This window comes from Pseudoalteromonas sp. SCSIO_11900 (assembly GCF_000576475.1).
Classification (GTDB): domain Bacteria; phylum Pseudomonadota; class Gammaproteobacteria; order Enterobacterales; family Alteromonadaceae; genus Pseudoalteromonas; species Pseudoalteromonas tetraodonis.
The window spans coordinates 25,596-42,240 of the sequence record NZ_KK070025.1; the positions used below are offsets into that span (position 1 = coordinate 25,596).

Consider the following 16,645-nt stretch of genomic DNA (forward strand, 5'->3'; position numbering starts at 1 on the left):
GAAAGGGAAAAGGTTTAAGTTCGTTGAATATTGGTTGGGTGAGTGCAGCAAACCTAGCGTAATTAACCTCAGATCTGCATAAGAATTAAAGCCGAGTCACTTTTATACTCGGCTTTTTAGTCTGAAAAGTATAGGCAATTAATCCAGCCATTAAATTAACCATAAATGAGATGCCGCTGCGGTGCCTTGTGTGGTCTATTTGAGCCATATTTTTCAGCTGACTCTATTAGGTGTTTAAGCCATTGAGGTTCAAACAATAAACAAAAATCATCGACACCTAGGTTAATTGCATCTAAGTTATTCATGCCCTTCCCTCGGTAATCTTATGTTTCTTGGTCGAAAGATCTGATCACCGCAAGGGCATTTAGTTCCATTTCTTATGTGCAGCTCAGGTTATTTACGCTTCTTGTCGTGGGTTTAATCTGAATAACGACGTGTTAGTAAGTAAAACTGAGCAAACCAAAGCGTTTACTCATTTTATAAGCCAAGTTGGTGAATGGATAAATACCGACTACGCGCTGGATAAAAAAGAACAAGCACGGTTATTACTCGATTCATTAAGTAGCGCCATTGATCGAGCTCATAGTTTAGCCCTTGCTACTATTTTACATATCAACAATTGCCATCGTCAGCTGCACACCGTTATTTGTGAACACTTAAATCTTGATGCGCCATTTACTGAAAAAAACCAGCGTTTAGCCTGTTGCCGCTATTATTTAGCCTGTTATAGCAAATGCCAAACCTGCCCTAAAAAGGACATTAATACCAATGAACCAACGTCTTAAAACGATTGATCTTGTGCGTGGTGCGAGCGTTTTCATTATGATTATTGTGCATACCTTATGGATGTATGCCTCCACAACGCTTCAAAGTGAAAGCGCATTTGGTACGGTTGTACATATACTTGGCAAAGGCACCGCCTCGTTTTTGGTGGCAATGGGGCTATTTATGGCGCTTTCGCGCAGGCAAACACCCTTGCTATTAATTAAGCGTGGCATATAGCTTTTACTGCTTGCTTATTTAATGAATGCGGCCAAGTCCTGGCTGCCTATTGAAGTATTTAATACCATGCCTGAGGCGTTTATAAATGCGTATGGCTGGCAAAGTCCGCTCAGTGCTGGGCAGTTACAATTATTTTACAACTGGCTGGAGTTAGCTTATTGCTATTTGGTGTGCTTAATATTGACCGTTGGAAAACAACATGGATTGCGGGTTTAGCCATTGCAATTGCAGTTTTGAGCCAGTTTGTAAGGCGGCTGCAATTTACGCTTTCACCTTATTTTAGCGATTTGTTTTTTTGCTAATAACTATCAGGTGCATTTTCCGGTATTTCTTTTGATAAGTGCGATATTAACGGGGTATGTACTTTGTCGTTTATACAGTAGTAACCACCAATGTGCCGATTACTTATATAAAGTATGTGCACAACTTGGTGCTGCTTTACTAGTTATTGGCGGCATATGGTTAGCCATTGATTTTAAAGGTCAGTTTGGCAAATTTTTCAATTTAAATGGCGGCGGTATTAGCTATTTAATTGGCTTAAATTTATGTGCCCTAGCGGCTATACAGTATATTTTTGCTGATAAATATAATGGCCCTATTACACGTGCTCTTTTATATGCCAGTAAACATGTTACCGCTTTGTATGTTATTCAGTGGGTCCTTATTTGCTGGTTTATGGGTGTGTTTGGTTATCATACGCAGTCGCTTGTGCCAACCTTGTGTCTAATGGCGCTTATGAGTTTACTCACTTTTGCAATACACAAAATGTATTTGCAAACTAAGTTAACCCTACTTGGTTTTAAGCAAAAATCTAAACGTGCAGCATAAACTGTAAAGGGGCTTTACGGATGCTGATTTGGGTGCCCTAGCTTGCTTTTATTGCGTCAATAACGCTATGCATACGCTTTGCTAACGGCCTATTTCGGTGATGGCACACATAAATATTTTCGCTAATTGGTTTGGTTAAATGATGCGTTTTAATAAGCGCAGGTTTATTAAAAGCACTTACTGCGTGTGCGGGTAAAACCGTAAAACCGAGCCCTAAACTTACCGGCTCTAGTATTAAACTTATTTGGTTAGAAAACCCCGTGCGCTTAATTTGATCAACATGCTCAAACTCACTGTAGTTTTCGCTAAGTAAAAGCTGCGCGTGGTGTTTTGCATCGGGGTGGCTAATAAAACCCAGTTCATTTAATGCGCTCCATGTTGGATTTTTTATTGCGGCCGGTGTTACCAATAGTAAAGGTTCTTGGCCTATTTTATGGCTAGTAACTTCGCTAAGGGTAGGCGCTTGAGTTAAAAAGCCAATATCGGCGCTGTGGTTTGCCACAGCTTGCTCTACACTGGTATTTGGAGCAAAGCGGTAATCAATAATTAGCTCCTTGTGCTCTACTTGCAATGCTAATAGTTGATTGTAAAACTGCAGCCCGCAACTGCCTGGCGATTGTATTTTAACTAAACCGCTGCAAGGTGAATCATCTTTTAATTGCTGCTCTAAAAACTGCCATTCTTTGAGTAACTGACTACCCTGCTGATATAAATTTTGACCCTGAACGGTAAGGGTAAATTGTTTACCGTGGCGATCAAGCAAGGCGCAATCTACTTGCTGCTCTAACTTTTTTATATGTTGGCTTACGCCTGACTGGGTCATATAAAGGCGCTCGGCGGTTTGGGTAAAATGGTTTACCTCAACTAAAGTACAAAACGTGTTTAACCATGTAGGATTTATCATTACAAAACATACTCAAAATGATGATTAATGATAATTTTACTTAATGTTGGTCGGTTCGTAAACTAATTCCATCAACTAAACATAGTTAAGTAGGAGTATTTATTATGAGTCATACATATCCACGTAGTTTTTCGCACATTGGTATTTCAGTACCGGATGTTGAAAAAGCCGTAGAGTTTTACACTAAGGTGATGGGCTGGTACACCATAATGGAGCCTACCGTGATCACTGAAGACAACAGCCCAATTGGCAAAATGTGTACCGATGTATTTGGTCCAAATTGGGAAAAATTTAAAATAGCGCATCTTTCAACAGGCGACCGAATTGGTGTAGAAATTTTTGAATTTAAAGACCAAGAAAACCCTAAAGACAACTTTGAATACTGGAAAACCGGTATCTTTCATTTCTGTGTACAAGACCCAGATGTTGAAGGCTTGGCGGATCGTATTGTTGCCGCAGGTGGTAAAAAACGTATGCCAGAGCCACGTTATTATTACCCCGGCGAAAAGCCGTACCGCATGATCTACATGGAAGACCCGTTTGGTAACATCCTTGAGATTTACAGCCACAGCTACGAGCTTATTTACAGCGCAGGCGCTTATTAAACTTAGCTAGTCTAAAAAAGTTTAGTTAAAAACAAAGCCGCAGTATTTATTACTGCGGCTTTTTGTGCCTAAAAAGAATACATTGCCTAGATATGTTAGTGCTGATAACGTGATAAAACAAAACTACTTATAACTCCATGTTTGAAATTAAGGACAATAATGAACATTTCATTGGAAGGTGTCACCTCTGCTAATTACGAAGAGGTATGCGATTTAGACGTTACCAAAGCGCAACAAGATTACGTAGCGAGTAATATGTGGTCGTTAGTTGAGTCTCATTATAATAGCGGGTATACCTGTAAAGCGAATTAACCTGAACTCTGGATAATAAATCTATCTCAAGCAGCTATTTTCAGCGCTAACTTCGTTGAATTTACTTGCAATAGGCGAGCTTTCGACGCGTAATTTCGCCTTATTTTCACTGAAAATCTCTGGCTAGAGAGAATAAGCATAAATATCAATTTTGACTCAATACGTTAGTAAATCCCTTAACCAGAGTTCAGGTTATTTAGCAAAAATAATAAGCCTGTAGGCTTTTTTATGTGGGTGCAAGAAACCCCTACAAAGGTTTCTATTTGGCGTTTTATGGTAGATAAACATCATCAAAATAAAGGTATTGGCCGCCAAGCATTATTCATGGCAATTGCAGAGATTAAAACGACTTCTAAGCTTGAACAAATCGAGATTTGTTATAACCCGCAAAACCCTGTTGCTAAGGATTTTTATTCTAGTTTTGGGTTTGAAGAAGTTGGCCTAGATGAAGACGATATGTTAGCCATTATTAATATAAAAAGTTAACCCAATTTTGTTTAGCGCGTTGCTTATTGCCATAAAAATTAGTGCTGAGTAAGATGTGGAGGATGTTGCAGTGCTAATTTTTTTAGCTGTGTAATACATGAAAGCGCTAAATCATGATATTCATCGTCACTATACAATATCTCGTTTAGCAGATTAATAGATTGTATGAGTGCATTGTGCGCAGCACTTTGTTCGCCTAAAAAGTGAAGTGTGGAATAAAGGCGCTCTGTAAGTGAGGTAATTTGTACTACTTGCTGTTTGTTTGCACAATTATACATTTGAGCTAACAAGGACGCACTTTCAAGTGCACACCCCAAGTACGGCAATGCTTGTGCAAATTGGTATCGTTTAAACAGCGCTTCGCCACTTAGCTGCGCGTTTTGAATATCTATAATTGCTTGTTCTGGTTGACATAAAACATGTTGTTTGTGTCGAGCACATAAAAAAGGTAAGGCCATGGTACGTTCCATATTTGTATATTTTTTAAGACTGTAAAACAGAAACTCCAAAACATCAAATGATAATTGTTTTTATTTGCATTTGTGGGTTTGAAGCAGTTTGTTGTGTATACTAACTTCATTGTTTTGATTCTTATTTTTATAAAAACCGATATGAAAAACCCATTTTTAGCACTTGTTTTATTCAGTGGATTATCAGGCTGCAGTATAAACACAGTATCAGTATCTCAAAGTTCATCCTTGTATAATTACGGGCTTTATAACGCAAATGGCCAGCGAGTTAATTCAATATTGTCAGAGTCCACGCTTTTGAATGCCGATGTTATTTTAGTCGGTGAGTGGCATACACACCCCGGTGTGCACTTATTTGAAGCTGAGCTATTTCAGCAATTAAGCACGCAAAATAAGCCTATTGCCTTATCGCTTGAGCAATTTAGCCGCGCTGATCAGCAAACACTAAACCTTTATCTTGAGAGTAAAATAGGTGAACAATACCTAATTGATAATACTAAGGCTTGGGCTAATTATAAGAGTGATTATCGTGCGTTAGTGGAATTGGCGAAGATGCAAAATAGCGATGTAATAGCTGCAAATGCGCCTAAGCATATTGTTACCTGTATTGGTCGCCAAGGTATTAATTATATTAATAAGCTCGACGCACAACAGCGTAGTTTTATTGCAAAAGAGATAGATATTTCTCCAAGCCTTTATAAAGAACGCTTTATGCAATCCATGCATCATGGAACGGCGAGTAAAAACGAAAAACTATACGCCGCGCAAGTTACTTGGGACGAAACCATGGCTGAGTCTATCGTTAACTATATTAGTGAAAATAAGGGCACGCAGGTTATACATTTAGCCGGTGACTTTCATGTGAGAAATGGTGAAGGCATAGCGCGGGTAATTAAGCGAATTGCCCCAGAGCTTAATATTGTATGGATATCGCCAGTATCAAAAGTACAATCTGAGCAAAGTGGTTATCAATTAGAAGTTAACGCTTTGCCTGCTCGCTATGTGCAAAAAGCACATCAACAAGCTGCATTTAAAGCGTTAGCTAAACGAGGGGAGAAAACACAGTGCCAATAATAGGTTGGCACTGTGTTTGTGTAATACACTTTTTAATATTTACTTAAGCGTAAATGTGCCTTTCATCATGGCGTAATGGCCAGGAAAAGAGCAAAAGAAAGTGTAATCGGTTCCGGCGGTTAAGCCGCTGGTTTTAAAAGTAACTTCGGTTTTTTTACCGCCGCCAATAATGTCTGTAGCACCAATCACGCGACTATCATTAGGCTTTATGTAGTGGTTGCTAAGCCCTGCAGCGTTGCCATCTGTGATAATACCTTGCATGTTTTGCTCAGTAGATAGCACCCAGTTATGGCCCATTACATTAGCAGGTAATTTACCGGTGTGACTAAGCTTTACAGTCACTTGCTTACAGCTTTTAGGGGCGCTTAGTGTTTTAGTTGAAAACTGCATCATATCGTTTGCATCTATATTTAGTGTGCATTCGTCTGCATATGCAGTATTGGCACTCAGTAGCAGTGTAGTGCTGAGTAAGGCTATTAATTTTTTCATACTGTCTCCGCTAGTTGGTTTGAGCTGTTTCGTGCTTGATTTGTTAGGGCTACAAGTGCTTTTCGCACGGCTAATGGGCTATCGCACTCGTTCGCAAAATTAATAAAGTAATTACGCTTGTGGCTTTGTATATAAAAGCCTGTGGGTAGTAGGCCGCTCATTATTGGGGTGTTATCGGCTACGTTATAGAGCTGCATTAATATCAGCGACATAGCATCTTGATGATCTTCATTCATATGAGTGATCATGCTTTGCTGCTGGCTTTCATCCCACTTTTTAGGCTGAGCTTGCCACTCGTTTTGCTCAAGCCAAAATATTTTTCCAAAACCGCCAATATAACGCACCCGTACTACATCTAATTGCCAAAGCTGAAAATCATGCGCATTGCGATAGCTTGCAGCCTCAGGGTACAAAGCTATATATTTATCAAGTAGCACTTCGCTTTGCTCTTTTGCCACAATAGAGCCATCACCTACGAGTGTTACTCGCCCATGTTCGTTTTGATCGCCATAATCGGCGGCATCAAAAATAGTCAGACTCATGCGTGAGTCCTGTTTTAAATTTTTGGTATGCTGAGCTATGTCACTAATAAAAAAGTAGATGCGACCTTGTTCGTCACACATATAAGGTGTAACAGAGCCAAACGGATAGCCGCGTAAATTATTTGAAATGGTCGACATTACGCCGGCATGGGTTTTAAAAACGAGCGTACGTGCGTCGTTTAATGCTTGCTCTCTCATGAAAACTCCTGACGTTGAGAAAAAACCATGGGCGCATCGTTATAAGGATGAGGGTTAACGTGCAATTTCATGGCGTACATTTGTTGTAAGTTTTGTGCTGTTAAAACGGTATTTATAGACCCGCTTTGCAGCACTTTTTGGTTGTGTAATAAAATAGCGTTGGTTGCATAAAGGCTTGCTAAATTAAGATCGTGTATAGCAATAATGGCGCTGTTTCCTTGCTCTACAAAGGTTCTAACACAGCTAAGTAAAGTATGTTGATGACGCATATCTAGCGCTGATGTTGGCTCATCGAGCAACATTAATTTAGGCTCAGTTTGCGCAGTAAAAGCATCTAACTGGGCTAATGTGCGCGCCATATGAACTCGCTGTTGTTCGCCGCCCGAAAGCGCACTCATTCGACGTGTTAGGTAATGGGTTAAATCCATAAGTGAGGCATATTTTTGAACTTTATTGGCTTGTGTTTTAAGAGACTCTGTATAGGGATAGCGACCCATAGCAATGAGTTCAAATACACTAAAATCAAAGCCAACATGGTTACTTTGCATCATTACAGCGCGCTTGCTAGCTAATTGCTCTTTAGAAAATGAATGCAAAGGCTTGGTATTAAATAGTATATCTCCCTCAAAGGGATGCATGCCTGCCAAAGTATGCAGTAAGGTTGATTTACCTGCACCATTTTCGCCTATCAGAGCGACAAGTTGTCCTGCTTGGATATTGCCGCTAATATCCTCTAAAACACGATGCGTGTTAAAGCCTATATTGAGGTTGTTAAACGTGATCATGACCAATCTCGCTTATTTTTAATGATCAAATATATAAACAGAGGAGCCCCAAGTAACGCCGTTATAATGCCTATCGGCAGCTCCGCAGGCATAACAACCAAGCGTGCTAACCAATCTGAAAGTAGCAACACTATGACACCTAAAAGCATACAAAGTGGCAGCATATTCCGTAAGTGTGGGCCAACCATAAGGCGTGCGATGTGAGGGACAACTAAACCAACAAAGCCAATTAAACCTGTTAGCGCAACCACCGCACCTACGCCCAATGCAACTAATATAATGACGTATAATTTAAGCTTGCTGGTATCCACTCCTAAGTATTGGGCTTGTGATTCACCGATAAGAAGTAGATTCATTGGCTCTTTTAATCGCCATAGCCCGATAAGACTCAGTAATAGCAAAGGACTCGCCTGTTTTATATTATCCCAGCTTGCACCGCCTAATGAGCCCATGGTCCAATAGTTAATTAACCGCAGTGCGCTGTCATCGGCATAAAAACTTAATAATCCAATAACAGCGAATGCCAATGCATTAATGGCGACACCGACTAATATAAGTGTATTTATATTAATTTGTTTTTGTTGTTTTGAGACTAAATATACCAGCGATGTTACTGATAGTGCGCCCAAAAATGAGGCATAAGGTAAGTAGTGTTGGGCGTTAAAATTAAATTGTGCACTAAGGGCAATAAAAGCAACCGCGACCATTGCAGCGCCTGCGCTTATACCAATAATAGAAGGATCAGCAAGCGGGTTACGACACAGCGCTTGAGTTGCAGCTCCTGTTTGTGCAAGTACTAAACCCACCATCACTGCAAGGACAAAACGAGGCAGGCGTATTTGTGTAACCACATTGATTTGTAGCGCATCAAATTGACTAAAATGCTCAGGGGCTAGCCATGCAATCGCTAAACGCCAATCCCACCCTGCCGCTCCATAGCCTATGCTAAGTAATGCTAAAGCAAAAATGCAGCCATAACTTAATAGCATCCACTTATGCGGATTACTCAGTGTTATGGCGTTAAAACGATTCAAAGTTAACGTGCTCATAAGCGTGTTTTATACTCATGCAATGCTTGAATCGCAGTTGCAATACGCGGCGATATGCCCAGTGAAAGTAAGCTGTCCATGACCAGTAATTGACACTCTTGCGCTGCTTTTAATAAGCGAAGTGTAGGCTGTTTACAAAAGGCTTGTTTACCACCAAGGCTTTGCACAACATGCGCTGGCGCTACTAAAAAATCGGGCTGATTTACAGCCAGTACTTCACTGTTAATTGCTTTAAAGCCTGTATGCGTAGCAGCTATATTGGTAATGCCCGCATAGTTAAACAGTAAGTTGGGCACCGTTTCTTGTCCTGCTGCGACGAGCCCACGCTCATTAGCTGAAAGTAAAAACAAAGCGTTGTGAGTCTGTGTTTTTACTTTATTAGGTAACGATTTTTTTATTTTAGTAATTAGGTTTTGAGCTTTTAGGTTTGCATCTAAATCACTACCAAGGTGCTTAATTAGTTCAAGTAGTTCATTTACAGAAGTCGGCTTTTTATAGTGAATAACCTTCACTCCGGTCGCTTCTATTTGCTTGAGCGCCTGCTCTCTTCCTGCACCTTCAAGTGCAAGTAACGCAGTTGGATGCATTGAAAGCACTCCCTCAGCGGCTAGGTCTCGATAGTAACCTACCTGTGGCAATTGTGTTGCTTGTTGCGGATACATACTCGATTGGTCAACCGCTACTAAACTATTTTGTTTATCTAGTGCGTAGATTATTTCAGTTAATGTGCCGCCAGCACTGATCACACGCTCTTTAGCGAGTGCTGATTGAGTGGCTAAAGCCAGAAAAAAAATGAGGTACTTCATAACAAACTCCGATTTTATTTTTTAGTATTATAACCACTTTAATCTAAATGAAAATGATTATCATAATTAATTGATCTTATTTTGGGTTAGTTGTAACATTTAAAAGTAAATAATAACTATTATCATTTGGAGTGGAGATGAATCCCTTTTCTTTTAAATTTACAGCATTAGCCTCTTTGTTAATTAGCTCTGGTAGCGCACTGGCCGAAAATATTATTGACGATCATATTGTGGTTAGTGGCTCTCGCTTTGAACAAAAGCTTGAAGATGTAACTGGCTCAGTAACGGTGATTACCGAACAAGATATTGAGCGTCAACTCGCTGTAGATTTACAAACGATGTTTAAATATGATCCAAGTATCTCAAGTACTGGCAGTGGCGCAGGCGCGCAAACATTAACTGTACGGGGTGTTGGTGGCAATAGAGTTGTTTTTATTAAAGATGGAAGACGCACAAACGATGGCTACGCTGGCGGCGGCGGTTATTTAGTGGGTCGAAACTACTTTGATGTTGCGGGTGTTAAACAAGTTGAAGTTGCAAAAGGGGCGGCATCATCGCTATATGGTTCTGATGCACTAGGGGGAATTGTAGTAATAACAACTAAAGATCCAAGTGATTATTTAGTGGATCAACAAAGCTTGGTAAAAGTAGCGTTAGGCTACCAAGGCCAAAGCAATCAGGTTGCTGCTGATATTACAGCAGCAAAAGATTTAGGTGACTTTGCTATTAGCGCTGTTTATAGCCATCGCGATAGTGAAGAAGTACAAAATTACGTTGAAAATTTACCAGGTTACGATGCCCGCTCGGACGCTTTACTACTTAAAGTTGAGCAAAAATTTGATGAAAAACGAACCCTTAAGTACACCTTAGATTACTTTAACCAAACGACAGAGCAAGTAATCACTCCATCCATTCAAGAAACCGAAGACGAAGATACAAATATCTCATTTGCACTCGATTATGATTCAAATATGGCAACAGCCATATTTGATAAATGGTATGGGCAACTATCCTATAGTCGTTACGAGCAACAAAGTGACCAAATAAGCGCGGCTAGAAATTACATTGATTATAATGACTACGGGTTTGAGCAAGATATTTTAGGCCTAAAAGCGGTATTTAATAAGGAAATTAAAGGAGAAAATACCAAGCATGAATTTGTTTATGGAATCGATATTGATTTATATGATACAACACGACCACGCTTAAAAACCCGTGTATTAAATGATGGTACTGTTGATTTTACGAATGAAAAACAAAAAGCATTTCCTGGCGCCGATACTTCTTTAGTTGGTGTATATATGCAAGACAGTATTAAATTTAATGAGACTGATTGGTCGTTAGTTGCGGGTATTCGTTACGATTATTATGCACTTGAAGCTAAAAAAGATGCGCTATACGCTGACACCGAGCTTGATGATATTACCGAATCTGCATTTTCACCAAAGCTGGGTGTGATTTATCAGGTAGACGATAATTTATCTTGGTATGGGCAATATGTTCGAGGCTTTAAAATACCGCCACACGACCAAGCCTATCAAAGCCATGGTGTTGAGCCATTTTATCAAATATTACCAAACGCAGATTTAGACCCTGAAAGCAGTGACTCATTTGAGATCGGATTAAGATACGCAAGTAGCGATATTAGTGTAAATCTAAGTACTTTTTATGCTGCCTATGATGACTTTATCGAAACGGCAATTGCGGGTGTTGAACCAACTTATATTCCTAATGTAAATAAAACATTTTACCAATACCAAAATATTAGCGAAACCCAGATCAGCGGTGTAGAAGCTGGTATTGCTATGTATGTTACCGACGATATTTTATTAGAGGCCAATGTTGCTTACGTAGATGGTGAAAACAAAGACTCTGACCAGCCACTCACTAGTATTAGCCCGTTAAATGGTTCTATATTGGTAAGCACTGAGTTTGGCAATGTTAATTGGACCGCTGCTTGGCGTTTAGCTAAGGCGCAGTCTGATGTAGTACTTGATACTAATGGTAATAAAACAACACAAGGTAACGGTTATGGTGTTGTTGATTTATATGCAAATTATCAGTGGCAAGCATGGCAAATGAATGTAGGTTTACTTAACCTACTCGATAAAGAGTACGTACCGTTTGAACTTATTGCTGGTCAATCCAAAGGCACTGATTTTAGCCAATATAGCCAACCAGGACGTAATGTTTCGGCTCGGATAAGCTATCAGTTTTAATTAATATTAAAAGTTGTGTATATACCAATCAGTATAAATATCTGAATAATTTAACGGATTGAATTTTTCTATGTCTAAGCTGATTGGTATATAAAGCACCAAAAACACGGCGTATTGCGCCATAGTGTAAAGGGGGTTTACGCCCCGTGATCTTTGTACTGCTCATATCTTTCAATAACACTATTCATACATTTTCAAAAGAGTGCGCTTAAATAAATATTGGTTTACTAAAGGCATTTAAGGCATGCGTATTTAACACGAGAAACCTAAGCTAATTATAAAAAGGAGGTATTAGCTCGAACAGGTTACGTCACTCATATCGAAAGTATGCGTTAAACCAGCAGGATCTTTATTAATTACTATTAGGTTATTCTTTTCAATGTAAAAAGTGTATTCGCGCATCCAATTGAGTTTAGCAATTTGTTTTAGCTCATAACGGCCAAATGCTAGCGGGCAATTTAAATACACATAATGGTAGGCTTTCCCCATCGCGCCAGGGTCTGCGGTGTAAATATAAATAGTACGATCAGTAAACGTGCTTTGTTTATGAATATAATCAGGGGTTGATAATGAAGAACCATTGAATAAAATCCCTAAACACAAAAAAGGAATTTGTACTACACCGACTAATGTAAGAATGATAAAGAACAACCACTGAGCGATTTTATTTTTAATTATGCTTTTAATTTTTTCAGATTTGGCGAGCAGTAATATTAAACCTGTAATTACCAACACCAATTTTATATAAAGTAAATTATGGCTTAATGTATCCATAAGCCGTGGAGAGTGCCAATTTAAACCCCAAAGCGCTCCACCATGCATACTCTCCAGAAAGGGTAACAATAAACATGCCGTAATAAGAAAGATAATTAACGAGACATTATTGCTGCTTTTATCCATTGATTTTTGTCCTTTAATCTAACCGGAGTCGCTGTATTTTTAGTGTAATATTTATAACATAATTTAAAATGCAGCGTACCTAAAATGTTATAAACAAGATAGTTACCTAAAAGAGTAAAAGTATCTTTAAAGATGGTAAGCAGCTACTTATTATCCAAAAAAGCGCCTTAACCACTACATTAAGACACTTTGGATGAAAAACTATAAATAACTAGACGTTAAAAATGCTGGTTGTATAGTCACCTTCAACGCGGTTAAAATTATCACTACCTAAGCTAAGCTTTAGCTCACCCTGTTGCTCAAATTGAGGTTTTTTGGTTACGATATTTACTGTACCGCCGGGCTCTGAGCGGCCATAAAGTGCGGAGCCTGGACCTTTTAATACTTCAATGTACTCAGTTTGATACATCACGAGGGCCGCTGAATCCGCGCCCACCGCTAAAACCATTAATTAAGTAACCCGATGGCATGTTTTCGTTACCCAATAATCCACGAATCGAAAAGCTATCCCATAACGCGCCACTGTTATTTTTACGTGAAATACTGGCAGAAAAATCCAGCGCATCTTGTAATTGAGTTATTCCTTTTTGATCAAGTACCGCGTTATCGAGGGTTTCGATTGATTGTGGCATTTGCTTTTGAGGAATATCGCCTCGGTAAGCTTGTTTATATGTAACCGCAATTTTCTCTATTGGTTGACTTTGGGCAATGCTTTGTGCGCTTGCACTTAAGCAGGCTAAGTAAATTAATAAGTACTTCATAAAATGCTTTTGGTAATGTTATATTATAACTTAAACTATAGCATGTGTTACTTTATAACAAAATGTTTTTTGCGCTCTATGTATGCGTCTAATTTTTACACTAGCGACTATGCAGCTATCACGTTAAGATGGGTAAAAATAACACAATAAGAACAATATAATGTTAACAAAAACAAATGCATTAATTTACTTTTTAGCGTTTAGTAGTGGCTTTAGTATTATGGGAATAGAGCTATTAGGTGGGCGCATTTTAGCGCCTTACTTTGGCAGTAGTGTACATATCTGGGGCAGTATTATTACTGTATTTATGCTTAGCTTATCATTTGGGTATTTACTGGGGGGTAAGCTGTCTATTCGTCATCCTTCGTTGACCAAATATGGGTTAATCTTTTTAGTTGCCAGTATTATGGTACTACCCATTGCTTTGTATGCTGAGCCAATTATGGCATTTATTTTTTCGCATATTGAAGACAGTCGCTATGGCTCGTTACTCGCCTCAACCACGTTATTTTTTATACCCACCATTATTTTAGGCATGATCTCGCCCTACTCCGTACGTTTGCTGGTTACAAACAGTGAGCGCAGCGGCCAAGTGGCAGGTGGCCTTTATTTTGTAAGTACCTTAGGCAGCGCACTGGGCACCATTATTACCTCTTTTTATATGGTATTGGCGTTTGATGTTAACGCGATTATTTTAGGTTTTGCTGGTGTATTAGGCACGCTTGGGCTAATTGCCATTACCTTTGACAAACTTAAAGTACGAGAGGCCGTTTATGCTTAAGTTTAAATCCCTGTTTGTTTGTATTACGGCGCTACTGTTTTCATCATACAGTGCAGCTAATGTTGTGCATAAAGAGCGCTCCTTGTATCGAAATCTACTTGTTGAAGAAACTGGCGATTTACGCTGTTTAAAGTTTGATGAAAAAACCCGACAAAGCAGCCAAAGTTGCATGTACATTAGCGACCCTAAAAAACTCGTGTTTAACTACACTAAGCTGGCTTTTTCTAGTTTGTTACTGATTGATAACCCTAAAAAAGTGCTCATTATTGGTTTAGGTGGCGGTACGCTTTCTAATATGATTCATGAGCTATACCCAAAGGCACACATTGAAAATGTAGAAATAGATCCTGCGGTAATTAAAGTGGCGCGCGATTATTTTAACTTTATAGAAACTGATAACGTAACTGCTAAAGTGCAAGATGGGCGTATTTTTATTAAACGTGCGGCGCTTAAAAAACAGCAATTTGATTGGATTATTTTGGATGCGTTTAATGGCGACTACATTCCTGAGCACTTACTCACAAAAGAGTTTTTTGAAGAGATAAAAAGCGTATTAGCTGAAGGCGGAATTGTTGCTGCTAACACGTTTTCATCAAGTAAACTCTATGAACATGAGTCGGCAACCTATCATGCGGTATTTGGCGATTTTATTAATGTAACAGCCAATAATAACAGTAATCGTATTATTTTGGCTGGTTATAGCAATATCCCTACAGAGCAACAAATAGCACAGCGGGTGACGCAGCTAGCTCCGTTACTTGCTCCTTATGGCGTAGATATAAAGGCAATTAGCCAGCGTATGTTTTTCACTAAAGATGGTAAAGATTGGCCAAGTGGTACTAAGGTGCTAACCGATCAATACTCTCCAGCTAATTTACTTAATTTTTGATTGCTATTACATGGTCACTTATATCCGGTGGCCATTACTTATTAAAAAGATAATATTTTAAGGAAGCGATAATGCACATTCACTTTATTATTCATGAACATTTTGAAGCGCCAGGCGCTTATGAAGCTTGGGCTAAAATGAATGGTCATACGCTGTCTTATACCCGTATTTATTTAGCTGAACACTTACCACAACATGCTGATGATATAGACTTTTTAATTGTAATGGGTGGGCCACAATCGCCCGCTATATAGCTTGCAGAATGCGCCTATTTTGATAGCAAAAAAGAACAAGCCTTTATTGCCAGCATGATCACGGCAAACAAAATAGAGTTGGGCGTTTGTTTGGGGTCGCAATTAATTGGTGAAGCGTTAGGCGCGGCTTATCAACCTAGTCCAGAAAAGGAAATTGGTAAGTTTGCGACTACCCTCACTGATGCAGGTTTGAATCATCCGTTATTCAGCCATTTTGGCAGTGAGCTTAATGTGGGGCATTGGCATAACGATATGCCAGGCTGACTACTACAGCCAGTATTATTGCCAATAGCGAAGGTTGTCCAAGGCAAATAGTCGCTTATAGCGATTTAGTCTTTGGTTTTCAATGCTACATGGAATTGACCACCGAGGTGGTTACCCTCCTCATTGCCAACGATGATTTAACCAATGTACCGCTTTGTTGAACAGCCCGAAAAGCTCTTAAGTCATGACTATAGTGAAATGAACAATAAGCTTTATACTTTCTTAGAAAAGCTTGCTGCGCACTATTTATCAAAATAATACTTATTTAACCTGAACTCTGGATAATAAATCTATCTCAAGCAGCTATTTACAGCGCTAACTACGTTGAATTTACTTGCAATAGGCGAGCTATTGACGCGTAATTTCGCCTTGTTTTCACTGGAAATCTCTGGCTAGAGAAAATAAACATAAATATCAATTTTGATTCAATACGTTAGTAAATCTCTTAACCAAAGTTCAGGTTATTTACGTGAAGTTAAAATGCCAAATATTTACTTAGCCTGCTAACTAATGCTAAAATTTGCCGTATATTCACAAGTAAGAGTTCCTATGAGTAGCACTATTCCTTTTCATGAAACACTCGATTTAACCTTATGCGGCAATATGGGCCGAGTGCACCGCTTATGTCGAGAAGCGGTGACACTGGCGGTTGAGCCGCTAGGTTTAACTCAGTCACGCTGGACGGCAATGATCCACTTACATCATTTACCCTTAGGAGCAACGCAGCAAGCGCTGGCGACTAGTTTAGGTATTGAAATGCCCTCATTAACGCGCACCATTAAGCAATTAGAGCAGCAAAATCTGGTTATTCGACAAGTTGATGAACACGATAAACGTAGTAAAAAATTGTACTTTACCGATGAGGGTATAAAGTTATTAGAACATTTAAAAGAGTTAACAAGCGATATTAAACAGCGTTTATATGCCGGTTTAAGTACTGAGCAACTTGATGGTATGGCGCACAGTTTAGTGCAAATGGAAGAAAACGCGCGGCGTTGTATTGCAAGCTTATCTGGAGATAAATAAG

At 39.2% G+C, this 16,645-nt stretch carries 19 protein-coding genes and 4 pseudogenes; 12 read left to right on the forward strand and 11 right to left on the reverse strand.

Going from position 1 to position 16,645, the window contains the following annotated elements; all coding sequences use genetic code 11:
• Nucleotides 1-85 precede the first annotated feature (85 nt).
• A pseudogene (locus BG00_RS18255) lies at nt 86-220 on the reverse strand (IS982 family transposase); the annotation flags it as partial.
• Nucleotides 156-305, reverse strand: a complete 150-nt coding sequence (locus BG00_RS17820; protein WP_190276283.1) for a hypothetical protein — start codon at nt 303-305, stop codon at nt 156-158. The gene BG00_RS17820 and the pseudogene BG00_RS18255, both read right to left, overlap by 65 nt.
• A 129-nt stretch (nt 306-434) precedes the next feature.
• On the opposite strand from BG00_RS17820, the gene BG00_RS14405 reads away from it, so the two are divergent.
• The 3 genes from BG00_RS14405 to BG00_RS18265 all read left to right on the forward strand — a co-directional run bounded on the left by BG00_RS14405 (nt 435) and on the right by BG00_RS18265 (nt 1,830).
• Nucleotides 435-785, forward strand: coding sequence for a hypothetical protein (locus tag BG00_RS14405; protein WP_253861417.1), 351 nt, complete (start codon nt 435-437; stop codon nt 783-785).
• The gene (locus tag BG00_RS18260) at nt 769-1,002 is read left to right on the forward strand and encodes a heparan-alpha-glucosaminide N-acetyltransferase domain-containing protein (protein WP_248474909.1); all 234 of its coding nucleotides are present in this window, start codon (nt 769-771) and stop codon (nt 1,000-1,002) included. Before BG00_RS14405 ends, BG00_RS18260 begins: the two co-directional genes overlap by 17 nt.
• Before the next feature lie 333 nt (nt 1,003-1,335).
• Complete coding sequence (locus BG00_RS18265; protein WP_248532274.1) at nt 1,336-1,830, forward strand: hypothetical protein; 495 nt, start codon at nt 1,336-1,338, stop codon at nt 1,828-1,830.
• A gap of 37 nt (nt 1,831-1,867) precedes the next feature.
• Here BG00_RS18265 and BG00_RS14415 read toward each other — a convergent pair whose 3' ends face one another.
• The gene (locus BG00_RS14415) at nt 1,868-2,734 is read right to left on the reverse strand and encodes a LysR family transcriptional regulator (RefSeq protein ID WP_036983568.1); all 867 of its coding nucleotides are present in this window, start codon (nt 2,732-2,734) and stop codon (nt 1,868-1,870) included.
• 104 nt (nt 2,735-2,838) lie between these two features.
• Here BG00_RS14415 and BG00_RS14420 point away from each other — a divergent pair, with 104 nt between their 5' ends.
• The 3 genes and pseudogenes from BG00_RS14420 to BG00_RS14425 form a co-directional block, all read left to right on the forward strand.
• Nucleotides 2,839-3,339 carry a lactoylglutathione lyase family protein gene (locus BG00_RS14420; RefSeq protein ID WP_036983569.1) on the forward strand — a complete coding sequence of 167 codons (501 nt, stop codon included), beginning with the start codon at nt 2,839-2,841 and terminating at the stop codon, nt 3,337-3,339.
• Between the two features lie 159 nt (nt 3,340-3,498).
• A complete protein-coding gene (locus tag BG00_RS17505) occupies nt 3,499-3,651 on the forward strand; it encodes a hypothetical protein (RefSeq protein WP_445322876.1) in 153 nt (50 codons plus the stop codon).
• A 204-nt stretch (nt 3,652-3,855) separates the two neighbouring features.
• Nucleotides 3,856-4,137 (forward strand): annotated as a pseudogene (locus BG00_RS14425) (GNAT family N-acetyltransferase); the annotation flags it as partial.
• A 38-nt stretch (nt 4,138-4,175) separates the two neighbouring features.
• On the opposite strand, the gene BG00_RS14430 reads toward BG00_RS14425, so the two are convergent.
• Nucleotides 4,176-4,595: a hypothetical protein gene (locus tag BG00_RS14430; protein ID WP_036983570.1), complete on the reverse strand. Its 420-nt coding sequence runs from the start codon at nt 4,593-4,595 to the stop codon at nt 4,176-4,178.
• Nucleotides 4,596-4,748: 153 nt separating this feature from the next.
• Between BG00_RS14430 and BG00_RS14435 the strand changes: the two genes are divergently transcribed.
• Complete coding sequence (locus BG00_RS14435; protein ID WP_036984057.1) at nt 4,749-5,681, forward strand: ChaN family lipoprotein; 933 nt, start codon at nt 4,749-4,751, stop codon at nt 5,679-5,681.
• Nucleotides 5,682-5,720: 39 nt separating this feature from the next.
• Here BG00_RS14435 and azu read toward each other — a convergent pair whose 3' ends face one another.
• From azu to BG00_RS14460, 5 genes are read right to left on the reverse strand one after another with little or no spacing between them, the layout of a single operon-like run.
• Nucleotides 5,721-6,170 (reverse strand): azurin, encoded by a 450-nt coding sequence (gene azu, locus BG00_RS14440; RefSeq protein ID WP_036983571.1) that lies wholly within the window; start codon nt 6,168-6,170, stop codon nt 5,721-5,723.
• A complete protein-coding gene (locus BG00_RS14445; protein WP_036983572.1) occupies nt 6,167-6,910 on the reverse strand; it encodes a HugZ family pyridoxamine 5'-phosphate oxidase in 744 nt (247 codons plus the stop codon). Before BG00_RS14445 ends, azu begins: the two co-directional genes overlap by 4 nt.
• Nucleotides 6,907-7,695, reverse strand: coding sequence for a heme ABC transporter ATP-binding protein (locus BG00_RS14450; RefSeq protein ID WP_051498254.1), 789 nt, complete (start codon nt 7,693-7,695; stop codon nt 6,907-6,909). The genes BG00_RS14445 and BG00_RS14450 overlap by 4 nt, the downstream gene beginning before the upstream one ends.
• The gene (locus BG00_RS14455) at nt 7,692-8,744 is read right to left on the reverse strand and encodes a FecCD family ABC transporter permease (protein WP_024602445.1); all 1,053 of its coding nucleotides are present in this window, start codon (nt 8,742-8,744) and stop codon (nt 7,692-7,694) included. Before BG00_RS14455 ends, BG00_RS14450 begins: the two co-directional genes overlap by 4 nt.
• Nucleotides 8,741-9,550 (reverse strand): heme/hemin ABC transporter substrate-binding protein, encoded by an 810-nt coding sequence (locus tag BG00_RS14460; RefSeq protein WP_036983574.1) that lies wholly within the window; start codon nt 9,548-9,550, stop codon nt 8,741-8,743. Before BG00_RS14460 ends, BG00_RS14455 begins: the two co-directional genes overlap by 4 nt.
• Nucleotides 9,551-9,687: 137 nt before the next feature.
• Between BG00_RS14460 and BG00_RS14465 the strand changes: the two genes are divergently transcribed.
• Nucleotides 9,688-11,769, forward strand: a complete 2,082-nt coding sequence (locus BG00_RS14465) for a TonB-dependent hemoglobin/transferrin/lactoferrin family receptor (protein WP_036983575.1) — start codon at nt 9,688-9,690, stop codon at nt 11,767-11,769.
• Between the two features lie 291 nt (nt 11,770-12,060).
• On the opposite strand, the gene BG00_RS14470 is transcribed toward BG00_RS14465, so the two are convergent.
• Nucleotides 12,061-12,669 carry a hypothetical protein gene (locus tag BG00_RS14470; RefSeq protein WP_036983576.1) on the reverse strand — a complete coding sequence of 203 codons (609 nt, stop codon included), beginning with the start codon at nt 12,667-12,669 and terminating at the stop codon, nt 12,061-12,063.
• 223 nt (nt 12,670-12,892) lie between these two features.
• Nucleotides 12,893-13,430 (reverse strand): annotated as a pseudogene (locus BG00_RS14480) (TonB-dependent receptor plug domain-containing protein); the annotation flags it as partial.
• A gap of 160 nt (nt 13,431-13,590) precedes the next feature.
• On the opposite strand from BG00_RS14480, the gene BG00_RS14485 reads away from it, so the two are divergent.
• From BG00_RS14485 to BG00_RS14500, 4 genes and pseudogenes are all read left to right on the forward strand, one after another.
• A complete protein-coding gene (locus BG00_RS14485; RefSeq protein ID WP_036983580.1) occupies nt 13,591-14,211 on the forward strand; it encodes a fused MFS/spermidine synthase in 621 nt (206 codons plus the stop codon).
• Nucleotides 14,204-15,100, forward strand: a complete 897-nt coding sequence (locus BG00_RS14490; RefSeq protein ID WP_036983581.1) for a spermidine synthase — start codon at nt 14,204-14,206, stop codon at nt 15,098-15,100. Before BG00_RS14485 ends, BG00_RS14490 begins: the two co-directional genes overlap by 8 nt.
• Before the next feature lie 71 nt (nt 15,101-15,171).
• Nucleotides 15,172-15,876: pseudogene (locus tag BG00_RS18500) on the forward strand (glutamine amidotransferase-related protein).
• Between the two features lie 291 nt (nt 15,877-16,167).
• The gene (locus BG00_RS14500; protein ID WP_008110790.1) at nt 16,168-16,644 is read left to right on the forward strand and encodes a MarR family winged helix-turn-helix transcriptional regulator; all 477 of its coding nucleotides are present in this window, start codon (nt 16,168-16,170) and stop codon (nt 16,642-16,644) included.
• The last annotated feature ends 1 nt before the right edge of the window (nt 16,645 follow it).